Here is a 20,886-nt window from a genome sequence, read left to right as displayed (position 1 = left end):
GTAAATAAAAAAGCCCTTATATTCATCATGCTCAAATATAAGGGCGGAGGCGAAAAGATGGATTTGTTGCCTTTCCGCCCTTTAAGTATAATGGCACAGGTTAAAGCTTAATAACTTAGGAAGTAGACGGATCGTAAAGGTCAGCATCGTGAACAGTTACCCAGTCAATTTGTCTGTAACCTGTTCCCGCCATGGTTTGGTTCACTTCCAACACTTCCAGTGCTGGTGCTTGCCATTCTTTCTTTTGCATTTGCATTGTATTCACCTCCCTTCATGAGTCAACAGAATAGTGAACCTTTACTCCAGTTCATATCAATCATCCACTGGCAAGATCAAAAATTTTGTATGAATCGATATACGATCAGGCTATGCATCATCAAACGCAAGTCCGGGTGGGAAGCAAGCTCAGGCCGGGGATTAGGAAATTTGGACAGTGCCGATTGGATACGCTCTGTGTTCAATATGCCAGCGACCCGGCTGTCAGAACATAACACACGCAATTCGGCAGTAAAATCGCCCCAATTGGGAATCATGCGGTGCAACCAATCCGCGGGCTGAACACCGCGCACTCGCTGGTTTAACCTCACTTTGTCAGGCAGCTCAGGTGATGTAGCCCGCCGAATCAAAGCACGGTCTGTCCCTTGATTAACATATTGTTCAATCGGTACGGACAGACAGAAACGGATCACTCTGGCGTCACTCGTAGGATCACGCTCCCACGCCCGATAACGAAGAGAGCATTTGGTGGCGACAGCACCATTTTTGTTCGCAATGGCCAGGTTGTTGAATTTCTCTGCCCGTACTTTGAGTGCATCTGCCTGAGCACCGCCTTGCAGAACGATAATTGATTTGAGCCGTTCCAATACCCCTGTTCGCCTAGCAAACTCCGGATGGATTAATTGCACCGATGCGGCTTGGGCAGCTCCCTTTGCCATGGATTTGAATAATTCCGGATACGCTTTACGCCCCGTAATTTTGGCAATTCGTGAGAACTTCATCCCGGTGCGTTCACTGTACTGCTGCATTTCCCGGAGCCAACGGAACCAACGTCCGCTTTTCAGCAAACTGGCGTAATAATCTAGTGCTGGGCCCCAGGAGACCGTGAAGTTGCCCCGCGCTCCCGTCAATAGAATACCTGCATCCTGCTGGCTCGCTTTTTCATAGAAGCCACGAATCCAGAAGGAGTTCTCGAAGTATTTATAAGGCATTTCCATAATATCAAGCCAGGTGTCTACCTCACTAAGTGGGCTTCTCCCCTCAAAATCAAGATAATTCTCCGTGATATTACCAACATGATTAACCGTAGACTGGATAAACGGTCGTTCATCTGCTAGCAGTGTTTTCGATGTATAATCCGTAAAATCAGACACCGGAACATAGCTGTACGCATTTAACGTTTTCCCTTGACTCCGCAGTGTTCCTGATGCATATCCAACCACAGCCCCAGAATCCAGTCCTCCGCTTAAAGCAGCAGCCACCTGTCGATGCGTTCGCAAACGTGATCCAACAGCTTGACCAAATACCTCACGGAATGCTTCTATATATTCCCCGTCGGACTTGAGTTTTAGAGGCTCCACTTCGTCCCAACGATGGTATTGTTTTCGTTCAAGCCTTCCATCCCTGAAGCTGAGCGTATGAGCAGGGGGTAGTTGGCTCACTCCGCGATAGACGGTTGAATGGATATCTGCCGAGTCATGCATATCGGGAATGGCAAGAAATTCGGACAACCAGATTTCATCCAGTTCTTTATGTACACCTTCCAACTGCAGCAATGGATTCATTAAGGTACAGAAGGCAAACCGCTTACCATCATGCCGAAAATAAAAGGATCTCATGCCCGTAATATCTCTGGCAGCGAAGAGTCTGCGTTTGCGATCATCCCAGATTGCGAAGGCAAAATCACCGAGCAGCTTCTCGGCCACATGTTCATCCCACCGCTGATAGGCTCGCAGGATCAGTTCACTATCTGACAATCCAGCTAACTCCGCTCTCGATATGGACAGTTGATCTGCCAGCTGTTCCCGATTATCCAAAATGGCATCCGCTGTGATGGTCAGACCGCTCACTTCATCATACAAAGGCAAGTGCTCGCTGACCGATTCCGGGGTAATCCATTGGGCGTGGCAACTCAGAAAGGCTTCATTGCCTTTCCAGACCCCTGTTGTATCCGCTGGAACGTGGCCCAGACTGGCATATAGGCGCCAACTATCCTCCCATAACGCTTGCTGACCATCGGTATGAACAATTCCTGCTATAGCGCTCATGACTTTCCTCCCCGGAGTATCTTGCGCTGTGATGCCCAGGCGCTTATCTGGTTACCAAACGGAATCAAGGATTTGATACGCTGAATCTTGCTGTGAGCAGAGGCAAGCTGTACCTTCAATCGTTCCCGCTCATTGTACCCACGCTCCAGTCGATTATCGGCTGCACGCAGCGCGGCTTCCAACTGCCTGATCGTGGCCAGAGCGGCCAGTGTCGGGTCAGTCGCAGCCGGTTCATTCGCTGCTTGATTATCCCTGTTTCCATCTGGAGTATTGCTCGCTAGGTCTACAGGCTGCATCCGATAACCTTGCTGCCAGCTGCTGCCCGTTGCTTCGGAGAATTGACGCGTGAGCCTAGATATGACTTCCTCATCCGGGTCAGCTTCGTAACGTACACCCGTCCATTGCTCAGCTTCTTCGAGCTGTTCACTGTAGCCCATCCGATGAAACAGATCTGCGCCCATCACCCGGCAATACAATTCAACTTCCTGTGGATCGAGTATTTTTTTCCAGTTGTTAACAGAATCCTTATGAGCTTCCTGATGCGAAGATAGAAATGGATCGCCGACACCCATACTATAGAACATATTCGACTTTGTGCTATCCACAAAGCGTCCATATTGCTCTATCCCCTCTTCATATCCGATGCCAAGAAAAGCGCAGAGCTTTTCCATTTCGTCCCGAGGGTTGGAGACAAGTTGTTCGTACTGAACTTCATAGGCATTCACGTGTTTGTCCGCAAAATAATCATTCAAACGGAGCACACCCAGCGTGAGATCAACTGCTTTCATATTAAGGTTCGGACTCTGCAAGCTGCCAATCAGTTCGAACCCTTCTCCTGTATGGCGGTTTACCTTTTTGTAGGAAGCAGCTATGGCAAGGGGGTTACGCTGGAGATGAATGCGCTTGGACTGTGGAAACAGGCGATCAAGCCATTCCAGCATATAATAGTAACGAGGAGATTTATCTACGATGAAGTCTGCCCCGCTTCCCTCCAGAAATCCGTTATATATTTCAAGAGCAAAGCTTCTGCACGCCTTCTCAAAACCTTCGTCTGATACCATAGCGCTGTAAAACTGACGGATGATTGCACTTCCGCCATAGGGGCGGGAATCAGCCATCTTTAAATCTACAAGATTCATCAGAAACCACATCTCCTGTGTAGCAAATACACGGCTGTGATTTTGCAGCATCACGGTGGATAGCGAACTTCCACTGCGAGGTACACATAGGAGTAAGACAAGTCCGTTACCATGAACATCTACCAATGGCAGCCTCTCCTCTGTAAAATTAAAATAAGCATGACAGTTGGTATAGGTCTTTATATCAATACTCGCTAATATCCCCATACGAGAATAGGTAAAATGGATGATGTACTTTCGACAATCTTTAGATACGTTATGTATTCATGCTTTTACTCTATGATACAAAATGTATCATGTCAATCTTTTATTTTCACCTTTTCATAATATCTTTCTATCCACTCTATTCTGTTCTCTGTCGTTTAAGCACCTATACATATTCTATGATCGTCAACATTTGTAACTGTTGCATAAACAGGAAAAAGCTCCAGAGCAGTTTATGAATAAACAGGCCCACGGAGCTACTATTATTAATAATGAACATTAGTTATAAAAGTTAATAACCACTCATCCAGTTGATCTTGCCTCTGAGCCTTTCCCCGAAATGGGATGATGCTTCCAGCCCTGCTGCTCTTCTTCCTGATCTACCTGAATCGCATCCGACATGCCCTGCTGCACTTTAACCGTCAATAACACGGCAATCCCGGCTGCAAAAAAGAAAATTAGAGACAGAATTCCCCACCGGGTGGACCCTGTTAATTGGCCCACCCAACCAAATACGAACGGCCCAAAAATGGAAGAAAATTTGCCTGTAATATTCACAAATCCAAAATATTCTCCAGTTCTGCCAGCAGGCATCAAGTTACTGAACAAGGAGCGCGCTGTCGATTGACTTACTCCCTGCACTACGCCAACCAGGCCAGCGAGCAGATAAAAATGGATGGCTGATGTCATAAAATACCCCAAGATGACGATGCATATGTAAATGGACAAGCTTACCATCAACACCTGCTTCGCGCCCCAACGCTGTGCCCATGCCCCCAGCAGCAATGTGCAAGGGAACCCGATAAATTGGGTTAACAACAAGGCCAGCATTAGATCTGCTGTTCCGATCCCAATGCTTGTTCCATAGATCGTCGCCATCAGGATAATCGTGTTAATGCCGTCATTGAAAAACCAGAAAGCAACCAGCATGCGCATCAACTGGGGAAAACGCCGGATCTGGCGAAAGGTTTGGCCAAGTCTGCGTACACCCACACCGGCATATGCTTTCCATGACTTGGGCATATCCGGTGCTGCTGGACGGCGCGGCGCATGGCGAAATAACGGAATGGAGAACAACAGCCACCACAATGCAACGGAGATGAAAGCAAGTCTTGTTCCCGCAAGTGTACTTCCCATCCCAAACCACCCAGGCTGCTGAATCATCAGCATATTGACCGCAAGCAGCAATCCCCCACCAATATAACCATAGGCATAGCCTTTGGAGGAGACCATATCTCTTCGATCAGCTGATACCAGATCAGGCAGCATTGCATCATAGAACGTGTTACCACCCGCAAAACCGATCGTCGAAATAACCAGCAGTGCAGAAGCGAGCAGCCAGTCTCCCTCTCCAATGAAGCTGAATCCGAGTGTTGCAACGATGCCAATGATGGAGAATACTCGCAGAAAATCACCTTTACGTCCCGATAAATCCGCTAATGTCCCCAGCAAAGGAGTCAGCAGCGCTACACATAACATCCCGATGGAATGGGTGTATGCCAGATAGGATGCGGCGGTATCTGTATCCAGTGTAGCTGCAGCAACGGAAGCGTAGAAGACGGGAAGAACGGCTGCAAGTACCGTCGTCGCATAAGCCGAGTTGGCCCAATCATACATAATCCATGCCTTAACTGCCCGTTTATCCAAATGGTATCCTTCCTTTGCACACATCCCTCTCTGAGAGATGCCAAGTAAACACCTTGTCCCTATTGTAAAGGAAGTTCGTCACGCTTGTTCATCGTTTCTGTAAAAAAGTTCCGGACGATCTGTACAATTTTAGTTGATCCCGGAAGGGAAACTCGCGTAATTGTATCATTTTATCTACTCATGCATCACATATCGTCCCCGCCCGTGAATATACTTAATTACCGACAGGCCAAACTGTGCCGCGTAATCAATGGGGGGTGCCTACATGTCAAATTCACACCAGCCTTACTCGTTCGTCGTATCCCGGGAAGATTGGTCGCTTCACCGCAAAGGGTACCAGGACCAGCAACGCCATCAGCAAAAGGTTAAAGATGTCATCAAGCAGAATCTGCCTGATTTGATTACTGAAGAAAACATCATTATGTCCGACGGACAACAAATCATTAAGGTACCAATCCGCAGTCTGGATGAGTACCGTTTTGTGTATAACTACCAAAAGCAAAAACATGTGGGGCAGGGAGACGGTGATAGTCAGGTCGGGGATGTCATCGGTCGTGATCCCGCTTCGAAGAAGCCGGGCAAAGGTGAAAAGGCCGGAGATCAACCCGGGCATGACATTGTTGAAGCCGAGGTGAGCATCGAGGAATTGGAAGATATGCTTTTTGCGGAACTGGAGCTTCCGGATCTCAAGCAAAAAGACAAGGATCAGATTGAGACACATACAGTGGTATTCAACGATATTCGCAAAAAAGGCATGCAATCCAATATTGACAAGAAACGCACCATATTGGAGAACTTGCGCCGCAACGCCACTACCGGCAATCCGGGTATTCACCATATCAGTCCCGATGATCTGCGTTACAAGACGTGGGAAGATAAAATCATTCCACAGTCCAATGCAGTCATTATCGCCATGATGGACACTTCCGGGTCTATGGGCTCCTTTGAGAAATATTGCGCACGCAGCTTTTTCTTCTGGATGACCCGTTTCCTCCGCCGTCAGTATGAGAAGGTCGAGATTGTTTTCCTCGCCCATCATACCGAAGCCAAGGAAGTAACCGAGGAGGAATTCTTCACCCGCGGCGAAAGCGGAGGCACCATCTGCTCCTCTGTATATATGAAGGCACTGGAAATTATCGATAGCCGTTATCCGCCTTCCAGCTTCAACATCTACCCTTTCCACTTCTCGGACGGGGATAACCTGACCTCGGATAACGAGCGGTGTGTCAAGCTGATTGGTGAGCTGATGAAGCGCAGCAACATGTTTGGCTATGGCGAGGTGAATCAGTACAACCGCAGCAGCACACTCATGTCCGCCTATCGTCATATCAAGATCGATCAGTTCATGTATTATGTGATCAAAGAAAAAGGCGAAGTGTACAAAGCTTTGCGCAGCTTTTTCCAGAAGCGGGAAGGAGGCATCGTAAGATGACAGATGAAATCCGCGACCTTGAATACGCCATTGCCGAGATTATGGAAGTAGCCGATGGATTCGGCCTGGATTATTATCCGATGCGTTATGAAATATGCCCTGCCGATATCATCTATACCTTTGGCGCGTATGGTATGCCGACCCGGTTCAGCCACTGGAGCTTCGGGAAGACTTTTCATAAAATGAAGATGCAATATGATTTTGGACTCAGTAAAATTTATGAGCTCGTCATCAATTCCAACCCTTGTTACGCCTTCCTGCTGGATGGTAACTCGCTGATCCAGAACAAGCTTATTGTCGCACACGTGCTGGCTCACTGCGATTTTTTCAAAAACAATGCTCGCTTCTCCAAGTCGAATCGCAATATGGTGGAGAGCATGGCAGCGACCGCTGACCGGATCAGCAACTATGAGATGGAATATGGTACAGAGGCCGTTGAAGCATTCATTGATGCCGTTATTGCGATTCAGGAACATGTCGATCCACAGTTGATCAAACCCCGTCATTTGGACAAACAACGTTATATGGAGATGAAAATGCGGGAGCAGCGTGGAGAGAAAACGCCACGGCCCGAAGGTCGCTATGATGACTTGTGGTCCCTTGATGATATCCAGACCGAGGAAACACCTGCGGAGGGAATACAGGTGCATCACTTCCCGCCAGAACCGGAAAAGGATATTATGTGGTTTATCCAGGAATTCTCTGAAGTGTTGACCGATTGGCAGCGGGATATTATGAGTATGATGCGTGAGGAAATGCTCTATTTCTGGCCGCAGATGGAAACGAAGATTATGAATGAAGGCTGGGCTTCCTACTGGCATCAACGTATTATACGGGAGCTGGATCTGAACAGTGAGGATACGATTGAATTTGCTAAACTGAACTCTTCCGTCGTGCAGCCATCCAAGCAAAGTTTGAATCCCTACTATTTAGGGCTGAAAATATTCGAAGATATTGAACGTCGCTGGGATAACCCTTCCCGGGAAGAAAGAGAACGTTTTGGGCGTCAACCTGGGCAGGGTCGTGCCAAAATGTTTGAGGTGCGCGAATTCGATTCTGATACCTCCTTTATCCGCAATTACATGACCAAACAATTAACCGAAGACCTCGACCTCTATGTATTCGAGAAAAAGGGCCCGGACTGGAAAATTACCGACAAGTCCTGGCAAAACATACGGGATCAGCTTGTATTTTCACGCATCAACGGTGGTTCTCCGTACCTCGTCGTTCAGGACGCCGATTACCTGCGCACAGGAGAACTCGTGCTCAAGCATCAATATGAGGGTATCGAGCTGGATCTGAAATATATGGAACGGACCCTTCCTTATCTGTACCGCCTTTGGGGGCGTACCGTCCATGTGGAAACACGGGTGGAAGATAAACCGATCTGGTTCACCTATGATGGCAAGAAGCACCACCGCAAGTTTTTAACCTAAGAATACAAAAAAAGCGGCAAGTCCCTGACATATGGCGGGGACTTGCCGCTTGGCATTTTAGTGAACTTAGAGAATCGACGGAGCTCCATGCAGCCGCAGCGGCACAAAAAAGTCATGCTCCACTTCGCTTGCTGGCAATGGACGGCTGAAATAATATCCCTGAATTTCGTGGCAATCATTTTGCATCAGAATATCCAGCTGCCCTTTCGTCTCAATCCCTTCCGCGATCACTTCCATCTTCAGATTCTGAGCCATCGATATGATCGTGGCCACAATGGCCTGGTCACTTCGGCTCTCCGTAATATCCGTCACGAACGAACGATCAATCTTCAGCTTATGAATTGGAAAATGCTTCAAATAACTCAGCGAGCTATATCCTGTTCCGAAATCATCCAGGCTGATTTTGACCCCAAGCGCTGTAAGTTCATTCAGAATACCTGTGGATACGGATGCATCCATCATCATGCTCTCTGTAATCTCCAATTCAAGATAGCGGGCATCGAGCCCCGTCTCCGTAAGTGCGTTTTTGACCTGCTCCACCAGGTTGGATTGATGAAACTGCTGACTCGACAAGTTCACGGATACCGGAATGAGCGGTCCGCCACTGGCATGCCAAAGCTTCATCTGTCTGCACGCTTCACGCAGTGTCCAGTTCCCGATCTCATAGATCAAGCCTGTCTCCTCAGCTAGTGGAATGAACACATTTGGAGACAGAACACCCTTGTCCGGATGATTCCAGCGAATCAAGGCCTCTACGCCAATCATACGGCTGTCTTCGGTACGTATCTGAGGTTGATAATACAGGACCAGTTCATCCCGTTCCAGTGCTTTGCGCAAATACCCTTCCAGTTCTATTCGTTCATACAGCTCCGAATCCAGTTGGGCCGTAAAAAACTGAAAACCGTTCTTGCCGTTTTTCTTGACTTCATACATGGCCGAATCCGCATGCTTCAACAACGCATCCGCTCCAGTTCCATGGTACGGATACATCGCGATCCCAATACTGGCTGTGACGTAAAAGTCGTTTTCTTTTAACCGATAAGGTAGCTGAATCGCTCGAACAATCCGTTCTGCCAGTTCGGCCACCCGTTCTTCATTCCCCTGCTCATTCGTAACAACCAGTGTGAATTCATCGCCCCCCATACGAGCAAGCATGACATTATCCGTCGCATTTGGGTCTGAATCCTGGATTGCACTCATAATTCTACTGCTCACTTCTCGAAGAAACACATCTCCAATGGAATGTCCCAGGGAGTCATTAATCATTTTGAAACGGTCGATATCCATCACCATAACCGCAAATGAACTTCCTGTTACCCCAGAAGCCGCGATCGTACTCTCCAGCACATCATCCAGCTTGCGTCGATTGGGAAGCCCGGTCAGCGGATCATGCAGAGCCTGATGGCGGATGCTCTCCTGAGCCTGTTTCTCCTCGGTGACGTCTTTGATCAGAATGTGGCTTCCTTGATGTTTACCATCAATTAGAACAGGTACTACAGAGATACTTAGGTCAAGATGATTACCTTGAACGTTTTTCATTTTGCCCATGAAATGCTGCTGCTCACGGCTATGATCATCCCACACCACATGCTGCATTTCACTTGTCCAATAAATATCAATATGCTGTGAAATCTCATCAATAGAACGATGAATGATCTCTCTTTCCGGGTACCCTGTAATACGTGTGACTGCAGCATTAATTCCCTTGATAGCCCCTTGCTTATCTACCGAAATAATGGCATCTGAATGGTTTTCGTACAGGGCCTGATACCACTGTTCATTTTCATGAATCCGGCGATCCTTCTGAGATAGGCGCTGATTAATAAAGATTCCGAACAAGGTTAACCCCAAGGCAATAAAAGTACCCGCAGCGATCAGATATGCGAGAAGTGAAGGTTCAATCTGCATCCCCGAACCAGCCATTGCATCATGTGCATGATGAAATTGTGCTGCTGACATCCCTGTATAATGCATGCCCGAGATGCCCAGCCCCATAATGAGTCCGCTGCCCAGCTTGTACACCCATGTATAACGTGACTGATGCTGCCGGAAGAAAAACATGAGCCACAAGGCAGCAAATGAAGCTAAAGCTGCGATCAGGATGGATAAGACCACTATGCCTGGTTCATATGTGATGGTAACCGACATGGCCGCCATTCCGATGTAATGCATACTGCTAATGCCTGCGGTCATGAGAACTCCTGCGATCAGGAGCCTGCTTATTTTACCTGACTGCTGACCTGCAAGATTTAACGCCACACCAGATGCAATGATTGCAAGTAGAACGGATAGAAAGACCTCATCTGTGGAGTACGACACATGCATGGGAAGAACAAAGGCCAGCATGCCCACAAAATGCATGGACCAAATTCCCAAACCCATAGAGACTGCGCCGCAGGTAAGCCAGACATTTCGGGACATGCCTTTAGCCAGACTTACCCGGCCCGCAAGGTCAAGCGCTGCATAAGAAGCCAACGCTGCAATAATGTAAGATAAAATAACCAGTTCTAAGTTGTACGTTCCATGTAGGTGATCCACTCACTTTGTCCTTTCAACCGGGAAATGCCTTGTATGTATGCAAAATGTAAAAAAAAGCGAGTGCGCTGTCTGGATGACAGGCACTCCCTCCACATCATTTGTCTGGAGACCACCGACTTGTTATAAAGCCAAAGTCATACATCTTTAACCCGTTAATATGATGTATATAGTCTAAACGTCCCAGGCTTGAAAATCAACACTTTTTTCCAGATAAAACGAATGTTTAAAATCCCCAAATTCCCATTCACTATGCACCTTGGAGGTGTTTATCTCCCCCTTCATCCTTTCCTCGAATACCTTATTCGCCTTGAACCAGTTTCGCCTTCTTGCGAACTTCGTTGGTCATCGTCTGCTCATAGCCCTTCACATCGAGCTTATTGAATTCTTCCACATATTCATCCCAGACCTTGTTAAACTCAGTTGGACTGGAGAGGACCAGTTTAGGCATATATTTCTTTTGTAAATCCGTACGTTTCTGCCCATAGATATAGGCTGGGGAACCTTGATCAAAAGCAATGCTCCAAGCCGGGTACCATGGACGTTCATCCGGCGCAGCAAACAGTTGGGAGAACGTCTCTACACCATACTTTTCCAGAATAAGCTTATCTCCATCCGTATAAGAGAATTGGGCAACTTCGGGCTGACGCTCTACACCGACAGAATTACCGTCAGGCAGAGTCGATCCATTACCGTAACGCGGCCAGCTGTACTCAAAATATTTGAATCCGAATGATTGTCGGAACTCATCTGAGTCCGTTTTCCGGATCATTTCTGGTGAGCGCGTAAACCGCCCCTTGTCATCCACTTCGTAGGTTTCTCCTTCGATCCCCCAATTGGACAGAATCTGATTCTCATCCGTTAACAGGTTATCGAAGAATTGAATGATACGGACCGGGTCTTCCGCGCTTACGGTAATGCCAACCCCCCTGTTATTAACAAAGCTTGGTGGATCAGTATACTGATCCTTGGTGTTTGCGTTGTATACAATAGGCAGTGCCATATAACGCAAATCGTCGTTGCCCGCTTCCTTCAAATCGTTCATTTCCTGCCCGACCTGCCAGGCATAATCAAAGAATCCAAGCACTTTTCCACTGGTCACTTTCGCAAGATACTGGTCATAGTTGTCGACAAAGGAGGACTTATCGAACAGCCCCAATGAATTCATTTCATTCAGCTTCTGCATCCAGCGTTTGGTCTCTTCGGTCATCCCATAATCCCTGGCTTCCTGTGTCTGCGTATCCACCATAATGGCTCCATCATTCGGATAACCTGCAAGATGCATGGCCGGGTTAGTGATCGTAAAAAATTTATCATCATACGTCAATGACAGAAATCCAGTCAATCCTTCATCGTTGTGTTTGTCAGCGTATTGTTTAATCAGAGCCATGTATTCATCCAGTGTGGTGATCTTTGGATATCCAGCCTCCTTCAATACACGCCGCTGTATCCAGAAGGCCCCTTGATCCACATTGGGATTAGGCAGATAGTCTCCAACTACAGCGCTCATTGGCAGAAAATAAATGTTGCCGTCTTCCTCTTTCATCAGATTGTAGTACGGCTCATACACCCGTTTAATGTTCGGGCCATACTGATCAATCAGATCGTTGAGAGGAATAAATGCACCGGCAGCCACGATTTTGTCAATAGCCCCGTCAGGCACCATCACATCCGGGTATTTATTACTCGCAATCATCGTTCCGATTTTGGTATTAATATCACCCACAAGGTATTCAATTTTGAAATTAACCCCCGTTTGTTCCTCCAGCTTTTTACCGATTGTGGTTTCATTTGTATTGATATCCTTGCCTGAACCCGCTTTAAAATACGAGAATGTTACTTTCTCTGTGCTTACTTTGCCGTCTCCCCGTGCTCCGGCTTCCGGTTTAATCTCACTTCCTCCCCAGGAACAAGCCGTCACCATGGTTAAAGCTAATACTGCCGGCAGCCAGCGCTTCAGCATGTGATTAACCAATATGAACGCACCCTCCTTCTCCCTCCACTAATGTAAGCACTTTCATTATAAGGTGGATGACGAACTTTGTTTACCGGATAAACTATAGGTTTATGCCTTAGAATGTATAATGCATTGGCCATTTGATGAATCTTCAAGGGGTAACCCAATTTCCACACGTGTGCCTGCCCTGGCTGCACTATCGATCTGAATATGGAACCGGCTATCGTAGATCAGCTTCAGACGATAGATGACATTCTGTACACCTACGCGATCACCCATTGATTCTTCCGTTTCCACGTAAGAGAGTAGCTGATTTCTTTTGTCCTCTGTCATACCCACCCCGGAATCCTCCACCACACAGATCAGTTCTGTACCGGTTCGCCGAATACAAAGCCGAATTTCCCCACCTTCCTTCAGTGGTTCGATACCATGAATGCTGGCATTTTCAACAAAAGGTAACAATGTCATCTTGGGAATGGAACAATCCGCTGCCTCCGGGTCCAGATCAATTGTATAATTCAGCTTGTGACCGAAACGATATTTCTGGATTTCAAGAAAGCAGGTTACATATTCCAATTCTTCCCTTATGCTGACTTTATCCCGATTCCAGGTTAGGGCATTTCGGAAAATTTTAGCCATATGATAAATAATTCGTGCCGTCTCATCTTCATCTTTCATGAGACTTCGCATGCGGATGGTCTCTAGCGCGTTAAACAAAAAATGCGGATTAATCTGGCTCTGTAATGCATTTAATTGAGCATGCCGCCGCTGTAACTCCAAATTTTTATGTTGAATGTCTGCTACATAGACGTCGTTAATCAAACGATGGATCGTCATCGTCATGCGATTGAATTCGGCTGTCAGCTGCCCAATCTCGTCCGATGATTCCGGCTGTCTGATCGGTTCAAATCGCTGATGCTTCACTTTTTCCATGTGTTTCAGTATTCGTGCCAGCCTCACGTGGATTGTGCGTGTCATCCAGATAATGATCCAGGTCGGCAGAATCAGATTAATACAGGCCAGTACAACGACGAGGTGACTGGGTTTGCCCAATTCCTTGTAAATCTCGGATTCATCGAACACCCCATTGATGTTCCATCCCTCCATTTCACCGGACAACGGATAAGCCATTTCGAACTCTTTCTTACTTTGTTGTTCCATGACCTCACTATAATTCACGAGTTGACTGGTCCATGGGATACCCGAATCCGTCGAGTAGTCTATTTGTCCAGCCGGATTAATCAGATAGAGGTTGCCCTGTACGTTAAGATTGGTGAAAATCTGGCGAATCGTCGACGGCTTCAGATCCAGTCGTACAAACTTTTCCTTCCACCCGGGCAGAGCTTCATAATAGTTGAGTTTACGTAAAATGCTGAACGTCTGCCGGTTCCCTTCAGGACCGGATCTCATCAGAAGGGGGGCGGAATGTTCACTGTTTGCCAGCAGCCTGTATGGCTCGGACTGTCGAACCTCCTCGGTCAGAAACTCAACTCCCCCGGAAGGCAGTACACTTTTGTTATCCACATATATCGTCAAGCCTTGGAGGGAGCGGTAGCCGGAGTAGTAGGTATTCAGGATTTTGCGAAGATAAGAATCGTAGGCTTCGATATACTGAACCGAATTGGTGTAATTCACATCCAGCATGTCATTTAATATACTGTCCGTATAAAAGCTTGAGGAAAAATCGGCCGCATTGCGAATCTCCCCCATAAATTGACTGCGAATCTGTTCCATTCCTTTGGAGAGATCGGCCATTCGCTGGGATTTTACGTTCGCTATAGTTACCTGATAGAAAATAACATTGGTGAGAATAACGGGTACGAGTACAAAGAAGAGGTATAAAATCAGCATTTTATCCCGTAGCCGAATATTATTAAAAAAGTTGAGCTTCACGCTTTCATCTCCCTATCCTTCATCCATGATGCGATTTCGATATTCTGTAGGAGCGCATGATTCCGTTTTCTCAAATTGAGTTGCGAAATAATCACTGCTTCCGAACCCAACCCTCTCGGCGATTTCATATACTCGCATATCCGTCTGACGCAGCAGCTTCTTGGCTTCCTCCATCCGCAGCTGAAGCAGGAAGTCGTTAAAATACACACCATACACCTTGCGGAAGCGTTGCCCCAAATAGACTGGATTCATGTAAAACTCGGAGGCAATACTTCTCAAACTGATATTGCTTCTGTAGTTGGCTTCAATATAATTTTTGATTTTTGTCATGGCACCCCTGTGATTGTACTGACGCTGTTCTGCCAACTTCCGCGCTGAATCCAGCATGAACACCGTCAACAGCTGCCTGGCCTCAGCCAATGTTCCTCGCTCCGCTTGCCAAGCCAGTATTGGTTTGAACGACGGTATCTCTTTCACATTCGCCTCAGCCGACTTCAGAATCGATAGTACAGCCGAGATGAGTTGATGGATTGCCGACGTCACTGCAACAGGAGCGTAATTGGCAGTTCTCATGCCGGTGAACCATTCACCTACTGCATGCTCCAACGCCTTAACACGTTGTTCCTCCATAAGTGTCAGGAGCTCCTGCTCCTTTTCATGATCGGTATGCACCCACTGTACAGGCTCATGCTGCATGTCATCATACAGGACGATCCCGCTCTTCTCTGAAATAAATTTATAGGAAATAGCATTAAGTGCGGTCTGATAGGCATGTCCAATGAGTAAAGGTTCATAACAAACCTTACCGATATATATGCTTACAAAGTCATGGCTCGTTTCGGCGAAGCAGGATTGCATTTGTGCGGCAATCACATGAAGATTCATTGAATAGGGACGTAGATGTTCCGCAGTTAACAGAACTCCGATACGTCCGCCGTGCTCTTTTACATGCAGATATGCGCGATTTGGATACATCTTTTCAAGAACAGACTGCACAATCCGGCCAAAATTTTCTCCCTTCCCGGCTTCCACGCTCTCCTCTTGAGCATTATCCGAAACCCGGAAATGTGGCGTGTTATTCTCAAACAGCAGATATGCCAGCGGATCGTCAGCACGGGTACCCGTCAGTTCAATCCACTGTTCAACCGTTTCCAAATCCGATTCGCCATAAAGAAACTGATTAAGTAATCTGACGTATTCCTGCTCACGTCGGGTTTGTTCAGCATGCTTGCGCCGATTCAACTCCTCCGCCAGCTTGTGTAAAGTACCCTCCAGTTCAATCTCATCAATTGGCTTCAAAATATAATCCTGTACTCCGTACCTCACAGCCTGCTGGGCGTAAGCAAAATCATTATATCCGCTCACGATGATAAAATACGGCTGTTTGCCCTTGGTCAGAACCTGCCCATCAGGCTCAACCGTACGCCGGATCAATTCCAGTCCATCCGTCTCCGGCATGCGTATATCCGTAATGACAACGTCAGGCTGCAGCTCTTCGATCCGGGTACAAGCCTCATCCCCATCATTCGCCTCTCCAACCACTTCAAAGCCGCATGCTTCCCAGCGGATCAGTTTTCGAAGTCCTTTGCGTGCGTATACTTCATCATCAACCAGCAGTACACGATGCATGCCCATCACCCTTCCGATTGAATTACAATTGCAGTGTCCATATATTCATCGGCAAAAAAAGAAAGCGATTACATAAAATTTTGTATTATTCTTCCTTTATTGTTAAGGTCTGTACTGCAAAAAGTCAACAGCTTTTCCTGCCAGCTATTCACAATAACTTCTGATATCCGTTATTTCTTAAAATGAAATAGCATACCAAAAAAGCACAACCGATAGGCTGTGCTGGTTTGAAGACCTTTACGCTTGCACAGGTGCAGTCGTTTGGCGAATCACCAGATTGGATGGCTCCGTAACGACTGGAGGAGTGTATGCAGGATTCTCAATCATGGCGATCAGATATTCAATGGACTTGATCCCAATGGAATGAATATTTTGATTAATCGTGGTCAAGCCCGGTTTGAACACTTCCGCATAGTACGTGTTATCAAATCCGACAACAGATATATCTTCTGGCACCCGTAAACCATGCTTCTCAATTTCGTGGATTGCTCCAAAAGCAGACATGTCTGAAGCACAGACAATCCCCGTAGGCTGGTCCTTCAATGCAAGCAACCGGCGAGCTGCCTTACTGCCACCATCGAAAGAATAGTCACAGACCTCCAGATAAACCGTTGAATATGGAATGCCGCAGACTCGCAAGCCTTCCCGATATCCATCCAGTCGAAGATTCGCTACAGCAGGCCCAAGTGTGCCTGAAATATAAGCAATTTTCTGGTGCCCCAGTTCATGCAAATGCTTCACACTCATGGCAATGGCATTGGCATTGTCCGTCGTTATGTATCCTGCCCGCTTGCCAAACAAGTCGGTGTCAATAAACATCGTCGGAATCTCCGCAGTAACCAATTCCTGAATACTCTTGTTGTCTCTTCCTTCCCCGAATACAACAACGCCATCCACATTTCGGCTGCGGCAATGTTTAATAAACGAGTATGTTGGATCATCGAAACGTGTAGATAAGCGAACAAGATCGTATCCGCTGTTCTCCAGTGCTGTTTTGATTCCTTCCAGCAGTTCCGATACAAACGGATTGGTAAAAGGCACCGTCAACAATACACCTACCGTCCAGGAACGGCGTTTTACAAGTCCACGTGCAACAACATTCGGTTGATATTTTAATAGTTCGATGGCTATATTGACTTTTTTGCGAGTTTTGTCACTTACATCGGGATAATCGTTCAGCACTTTGGAAACGGTTGCAACAGATACGCCCGCCTCTTTGGCCACATCATGGATAGAAGCCACCTGATCACCTCAACCTCTTTCAAATCCCCTGTCTCCGGCTGCATTCACTATAACATCGGCAGGTTTGTCTACCCATTATAGCTTAAAACAGCCAGAAACGGTATCACAGCTTCCGGCCGATATTACCGCCTATTCTTGATGATCCAATTTCCTTAGATCAAGTGCCAGTTTCTCCATAGTGGTAGCAAAAACCGCAAGCTCTTCTGAACGGGATGCCTGACGCCTTGCTCCCGAAGCCATGTGCTCCGACTCCTGTTGAACACTGCCCAGCTTCTTCATGATCTGTGCCAGATTCGACTGGATTTTGCCTTGGGCCTCACGGGAACTAGCCGCAAGCTTGCGAACCTCACTGGCAACCACCTCAAATCCCCGGCCAAATTCTCCTGCATGTGCAGCTTCAATGGCGGCATTCAGGCCTACGAGATGACTCTGATCCGAGATTTCACGAATGATCTCACCCATTTTGCCAATCTGATGAATTTCCTTCGTCAGCTCTTCCAATAATCCATTTGCCTGATCCTGAGAGGCAGCCGTTTCCCTGGCCACATCCGAGATCGCCTTAGCATTTTCATTCAATTCACTAATCATGCCCGTCAACTGCTGGGTAATCTGCGTGATTGCCAGCAACGTATGCTGCTGATCTTCAGCGAGTTGATTTAGTTTTTCCTTTTCCTTCTTCTCGTAAGCCTCCAATACAAGCTGTGAATCGAGGTTGAACATTTTACTAAGGGCCTGGATGATCAGATGCCAATGTTCAGGAATGACTTGCTGAAATATGCTTGTGGCAATATCGAGGTAAACCATATATGTACCCAGATAATAATCTTCGGACAAACCAATACGGGAATGGACGAGTCCAATCGCAATGCGCTGTTCAATGTATGCATCATCAACTACACCATCGGTCATGGATAACCAGTATTGCTTTTGCGTTTCCTTCAAACGGTCGATGGAGGAGAAGCGGGCAATCAGATCGACCAAATTCGGATAATTTCCCACATGATTGTAGAAGTGGTCCACCACCTCGTCAACGACTTTCTCAAAAGCAGGTCGATGATCAGCAAGCAATTGCAGATCTCCGGCGGTCAATCCAATATAATCAAGTTGTTGTTGTCTTGCTATAGCAATACTCATACCTAGTTCTGTCAGCTCCTTAATAACCACAAAAAATAATAAATTGTAAATATCTGTTTACCGATTATAGACTAAATGACCTAATTTTACATATACCATTAGAACTAATTTGTCATGAAATTGACCTTCTTTGTCAGTTTATTAGTCCTTAATATGCATCTAACGATATAAAAAGGCCCCTGACCCTGCTGTGAAGGAGCCTCACAGCAGGCGTCAGGAGCCTGATCCGGAATGGTTCGTTGCAGATTAGCGATTCAATAGACTGCCCACATAACGGAGCAGTTCATTCGCGCTGGCTGCGGTATAGCCATGTTCTTCGATCAACCGTTTAATTACTTCGTTCATTCGTTTTAGCTGCGTTGCATCTGGTGTCTTGGTTGAAGTAGTAATCTTCACAATATCCTTCAAGTCAGCGAACAATTTCTTTTCAATCGCTTCACGCAAACGATCATGACTGCTGTATTCGAACTTCCGTTCCTTGCGGGAATAAGCCGAGATGCGGATCAATATCTCTTCCCTGAACGCCTTTTTGGCATTCTCGGAAATACCGATCTGCTCCTCAATTGAACGCATCAAGCGCTCATCCGGGTCCATCTCCTCATCCGTCAATGGATCACGAATTTTGGACCAGTTGCAGAATGCCTCGATATTATCCAGGTAATTTTCGAACAGTGTTCTGGCCGACTCTTCAAACGAGTAGACAAATGCTTTCTGCACTTCCTTCTTCGCCAGCTCATCATACTCTTTCCGAGCCAACGCAATAAAATTCAGATAACGCTCGCGTTCCTCTTTTGAAATCGAAGCATGTTGATCCAAACCATCCTTGATCGCCCGGAGAATATCCAACGCGTTAATGCACTGAAGGTTTTGCTTAATCAAAGCACTGGATATCCGGTTGATGACATAACGCGGATCAATGCCCGACATGCCTTCATCCAAATATTCATTTTGCATCTCACGCAGATCGGCTTCTTTGTACCCTTCAACTTCTTCACCGTCATACATCCGCATTTTTTTGACCAGATCCATGCCTTGTTTCTTCGTTTCTTTCAAGCGGGTAAGTATGGAGAAAATGGCTGCAGTCCGCAAGGCATGCGGTGCAATATGGACATGCTTCATATCACTTTGCTGAATGAGCTTGCCGTAAATCTTCTCTTCCTCGGAGACCTTCAGGTTGTAGGGAATCGGCATGACGATCATCCGGGATTGCAAGGCTTCATTCTTTTTGTTGGAAATAAATGATTTGTACTCGGATTCATTCGTATGCGCCACAATCATTTCATCCGCACTGATCAAGGCAAATCGGCCTGCTTTAAAATTACCTTCCTGCGTCAGCGATAACAGGTTCCACAGAAACTTCTCATCACATTTCAGCATCTCCTGAAATTCCATCAATCCACGGTTGGCCTTGTTCAATTCGCCGTCAAAACGATAGGCGCGCGGATCGGATTCGGAGCCGAATTCGGTTATGGTTGAGAAGTCGATACTTCCCGTCAGATCGGCAATATCCTGGGATTTCGGATCAGATGGGCTGAATGTTCCGATTCCCACCCGGTTATCCTCGGAAATAATGACCCGTTCTACCCTCACCTTGCTGATATCACCGCCATATTCGGTCCGAAGACGCATCTGGCAGGATGGGCAAAGATTGCCCTCAATGCGGACACCGATCTCCTTTTCCACTTCGGGACGAAGCTCCAGCGGAATCAGATGCAGGGGCTCCTCATGCATTGGGCATCCTTCAATGGCGTATACAGCACCCTTCTCTGTACGGGAAAATTGCTCAAGGCCACGTTTCAGCAGCGTTACCAGTGTGGATTTACCTCCACTGACCGGACCCATAAGCAGCAGAATCCGTTTACGAACATCCAGACGGCGCGCTGCCGAGTGGAAATATTCTTCCACCAGCTTTTCAATGGACCGATCCAGCCCAAAAATCTCCTGTTCAAAAAACTTGTACCGTTTGTGCCCCCCAACTTCTTCCACGCCAAATGATTCAATCATCTGGTACACTCGTGCGTGAGCCGTCATTGCCGGAGTCGGGTCCTCTCTCAGCAGTGCAATATAATCTTCAAATGTCCCGTTCCATGATAAACGGTCACTTTCTGCCCGATGTTCCGCAACGCGTTCAAAAATATTCATGCTTGGTACCTCCCATGGCTCCTTTAGTGTGATTGTCAACCATTCCGAATGGTATGAAGAAATCAATAGAATTACGGCTTGTGCTTGAATACCAATCTTGCGGTCCGGATTAGTCCCGCCACCCTCTGTCCAAACATCATGTATTGTTGTGAAAAGTGTATTACATACCTATGCGGCAAATCGGATAAGTTGACCTCTTTTTTTCAATCCGTAGGTCTTAATTTAGGCCTTC

13 protein-coding genes are annotated in these 20,886 nt (G+C 46.8%); 2 read left to right on the top strand and 11 right to left on the bottom strand.

The features are described 5' to 3' along the window. Positions 1–115: 115 nt before the first annotated feature. The 4 genes from MKY42_RS09895 to MKY42_RS09880 form a co-directional block, all read right to left on the bottom strand. Entirely contained in the window at positions 116–250 is a 135-nt protein-coding gene (locus tag MKY42_RS09895; RefSeq protein ID WP_143067051.1) for a paeninodin family lasso peptide, read from the bottom strand. 82 nt (positions 251–332) lie between these two features. Beyond that, positions 333–2,264 carry an asparagine synthase-related protein gene (locus MKY42_RS09890; RefSeq protein ID WP_339850693.1) on the bottom strand — a complete coding sequence of 644 codons (1,932 nt, stop codon included), beginning with the start codon at positions 2,262–2,264 and terminating at the stop codon, positions 333–335. Beyond that, positions 2,261–3,529 carry a sulfotransferase gene (locus MKY42_RS09885; RefSeq protein ID WP_339850691.1) on the bottom strand — a complete coding sequence of 423 codons (1,269 nt, stop codon included), beginning with the start codon at positions 3,527–3,529 and terminating at the stop codon, positions 2,261–2,263. The genes MKY42_RS09890 and MKY42_RS09885 overlap by 4 nt, the downstream gene beginning before the upstream one ends. A 381-nt stretch (positions 3,530–3,910) precedes the next feature. Beyond that, positions 3,911–5,254, bottom strand: a complete 1,344-nt coding sequence (locus MKY42_RS09880) for an MFS transporter (protein WP_090895285.1) — start codon at positions 5,252–5,254, stop codon at positions 3,911–3,913. Positions 5,255–5,519: 265 nt separating this feature from the next. On the opposite strand from MKY42_RS09880, the gene yhbH reads away from it, so the two are divergent. Together yhbH and MKY42_RS09870 are read left to right on the top strand one after the other, a co-directional pair. Next, positions 5,520–6,686: a sporulation protein YhbH gene (gene yhbH, locus MKY42_RS09875; protein ID WP_090895282.1), complete on the top strand. Its 1,167-nt coding sequence runs from the start codon at positions 5,520–5,522 to the stop codon at positions 6,684–6,686. After that, the gene (locus MKY42_RS09870) at positions 6,683–8,122 is read left to right on the top strand and encodes a SpoVR family protein (RefSeq protein ID WP_090895280.1); all 1,440 of its coding nucleotides are present in this window, start codon (positions 6,683–6,685) and stop codon (positions 8,120–8,122) included. Before yhbH ends, MKY42_RS09870 begins: the two co-directional genes overlap by 4 nt. A gap of 66 nt (positions 8,123–8,188) precedes the next feature. On the opposite strand, the gene MKY42_RS09865 is transcribed toward MKY42_RS09870, so the two are convergent. From MKY42_RS09865 to MKY42_RS09835, 7 genes are all read right to left on the bottom strand, one after another. Next, positions 8,189–10,660 carry an EAL domain-containing protein gene (locus MKY42_RS09865; RefSeq protein ID WP_339850687.1) on the bottom strand — a complete coding sequence of 824 codons (2,472 nt, stop codon included), beginning with the start codon at positions 10,658–10,660 and terminating at the stop codon, positions 8,189–8,191. Positions 10,661–10,958: 298 nt separating this feature from the next. After that, the gene (locus MKY42_RS09860; protein WP_339852827.1) at positions 10,959–12,620 is read right to left on the bottom strand and encodes an ABC transporter substrate-binding protein; all 1,662 of its coding nucleotides are present in this window, start codon (positions 12,618–12,620) and stop codon (positions 10,959–10,961) included. Positions 12,621–12,722: 102 nt separating this feature from the next. Continuing rightward, positions 12,723–14,507 carry a sensor histidine kinase gene (locus tag MKY42_RS09855; protein WP_339850685.1) on the bottom strand — a complete coding sequence of 595 codons (1,785 nt, stop codon included), beginning with the start codon at positions 14,505–14,507 and terminating at the stop codon, positions 12,723–12,725. A gap of 12 nt (positions 14,508–14,519) precedes the next feature. Further along, positions 14,520–16,142, bottom strand: a complete 1,623-nt coding sequence (locus tag MKY42_RS09850) for a response regulator (RefSeq protein WP_339850682.1) — start codon at positions 16,140–16,142, stop codon at positions 14,520–14,522. Positions 16,143–16,373: 231 nt separating this feature from the next. Further along, on the bottom strand, positions 16,374–17,378 hold the full coding sequence (locus MKY42_RS09845) for a LacI family DNA-binding transcriptional regulator (RefSeq protein ID WP_109999580.1): 1,005 nt from the start codon (positions 17,376–17,378) through the stop codon (positions 16,374–16,376). Positions 17,379–17,507: 129 nt separating this feature from the next. Continuing rightward, complete coding sequence (locus tag MKY42_RS09840) at positions 17,508–18,512, bottom strand: globin-coupled sensor protein (RefSeq protein ID WP_179265302.1); 1,005 nt, start codon at positions 18,510–18,512, stop codon at positions 17,508–17,510. 246 nt (positions 18,513–18,758) lie between these two features. After that, positions 18,759–20,654: a PrkA family serine protein kinase gene (locus MKY42_RS09835; RefSeq protein ID WP_090895267.1), complete on the bottom strand. Its 1,896-nt coding sequence runs from the start codon at positions 20,652–20,654 to the stop codon at positions 18,759–18,761. Positions 20,655–20,886 lie beyond the last annotated feature (232 nt).

The organism is Paenibacillus sp. FSL W7-1088 (assembly GCF_037969855.1).
Lineage (GTDB): Bacteria > Bacillota > Bacilli > Paenibacillales > Paenibacillaceae > Paenibacillus.
This window is presented reverse-complemented; position numbering and strand designations above follow the sequence as displayed.

What these genes read in the sequence shown, in the direction of transcription:
- MKY42_RS09890 (WP_339850693.1), bottom strand. Translation starts at nt 2,264, where the DNA reads ATGAGCGCTATAGCAGGAATTGTTCATACCGATGGTCAGCAAGCGTTA.
- MKY42_RS09895 (WP_143067051.1), bottom strand. Translation starts at nt 250, where the DNA reads ATGCAAAAGAAAGAATGGCAAGCACCAGCACTGGAAGTGTTGGAAGTG.
- MKY42_RS09870 (WP_090895280.1), top strand. Translation starts at nt 6,683, where the DNA reads ATGACAGATGAAATCCGCGACCTTGAATACGCCATTGCCGAGATTATG.
- MKY42_RS09835 (WP_090895267.1), bottom strand. Translation starts at nt 20,654, where the DNA reads ATGAATATTTTTGAACGCGTTGCGGAACATCGGGCAGAAAGTGACCGT.
- MKY42_RS09860 (WP_339852827.1), bottom strand. Translation starts at nt 12,620, where the DNA reads ATGCTGAAGCGCTGGCTGCCGGCAGTATTAGCTTTAACCATGGTGACG.
- yhbH (WP_090895282.1), top strand. Translation starts at nt 5,520, where the DNA reads ATGTCAAATTCACACCAGCCTTACTCGTTCGTCGTATCCCGGGAAGAT.
- MKY42_RS09850 (WP_339850682.1), bottom strand. Translation starts at nt 16,142, where the DNA reads ATGGGCATGCATCGTGTACTGCTGGTTGATGATGAAGTATACGCACGC.
- MKY42_RS09840 (WP_179265302.1), bottom strand. Translation starts at nt 18,512, where the DNA reads ATGAGTATTGCTATAGCAAGACAACAACAACTTGATTATATTGGATTG.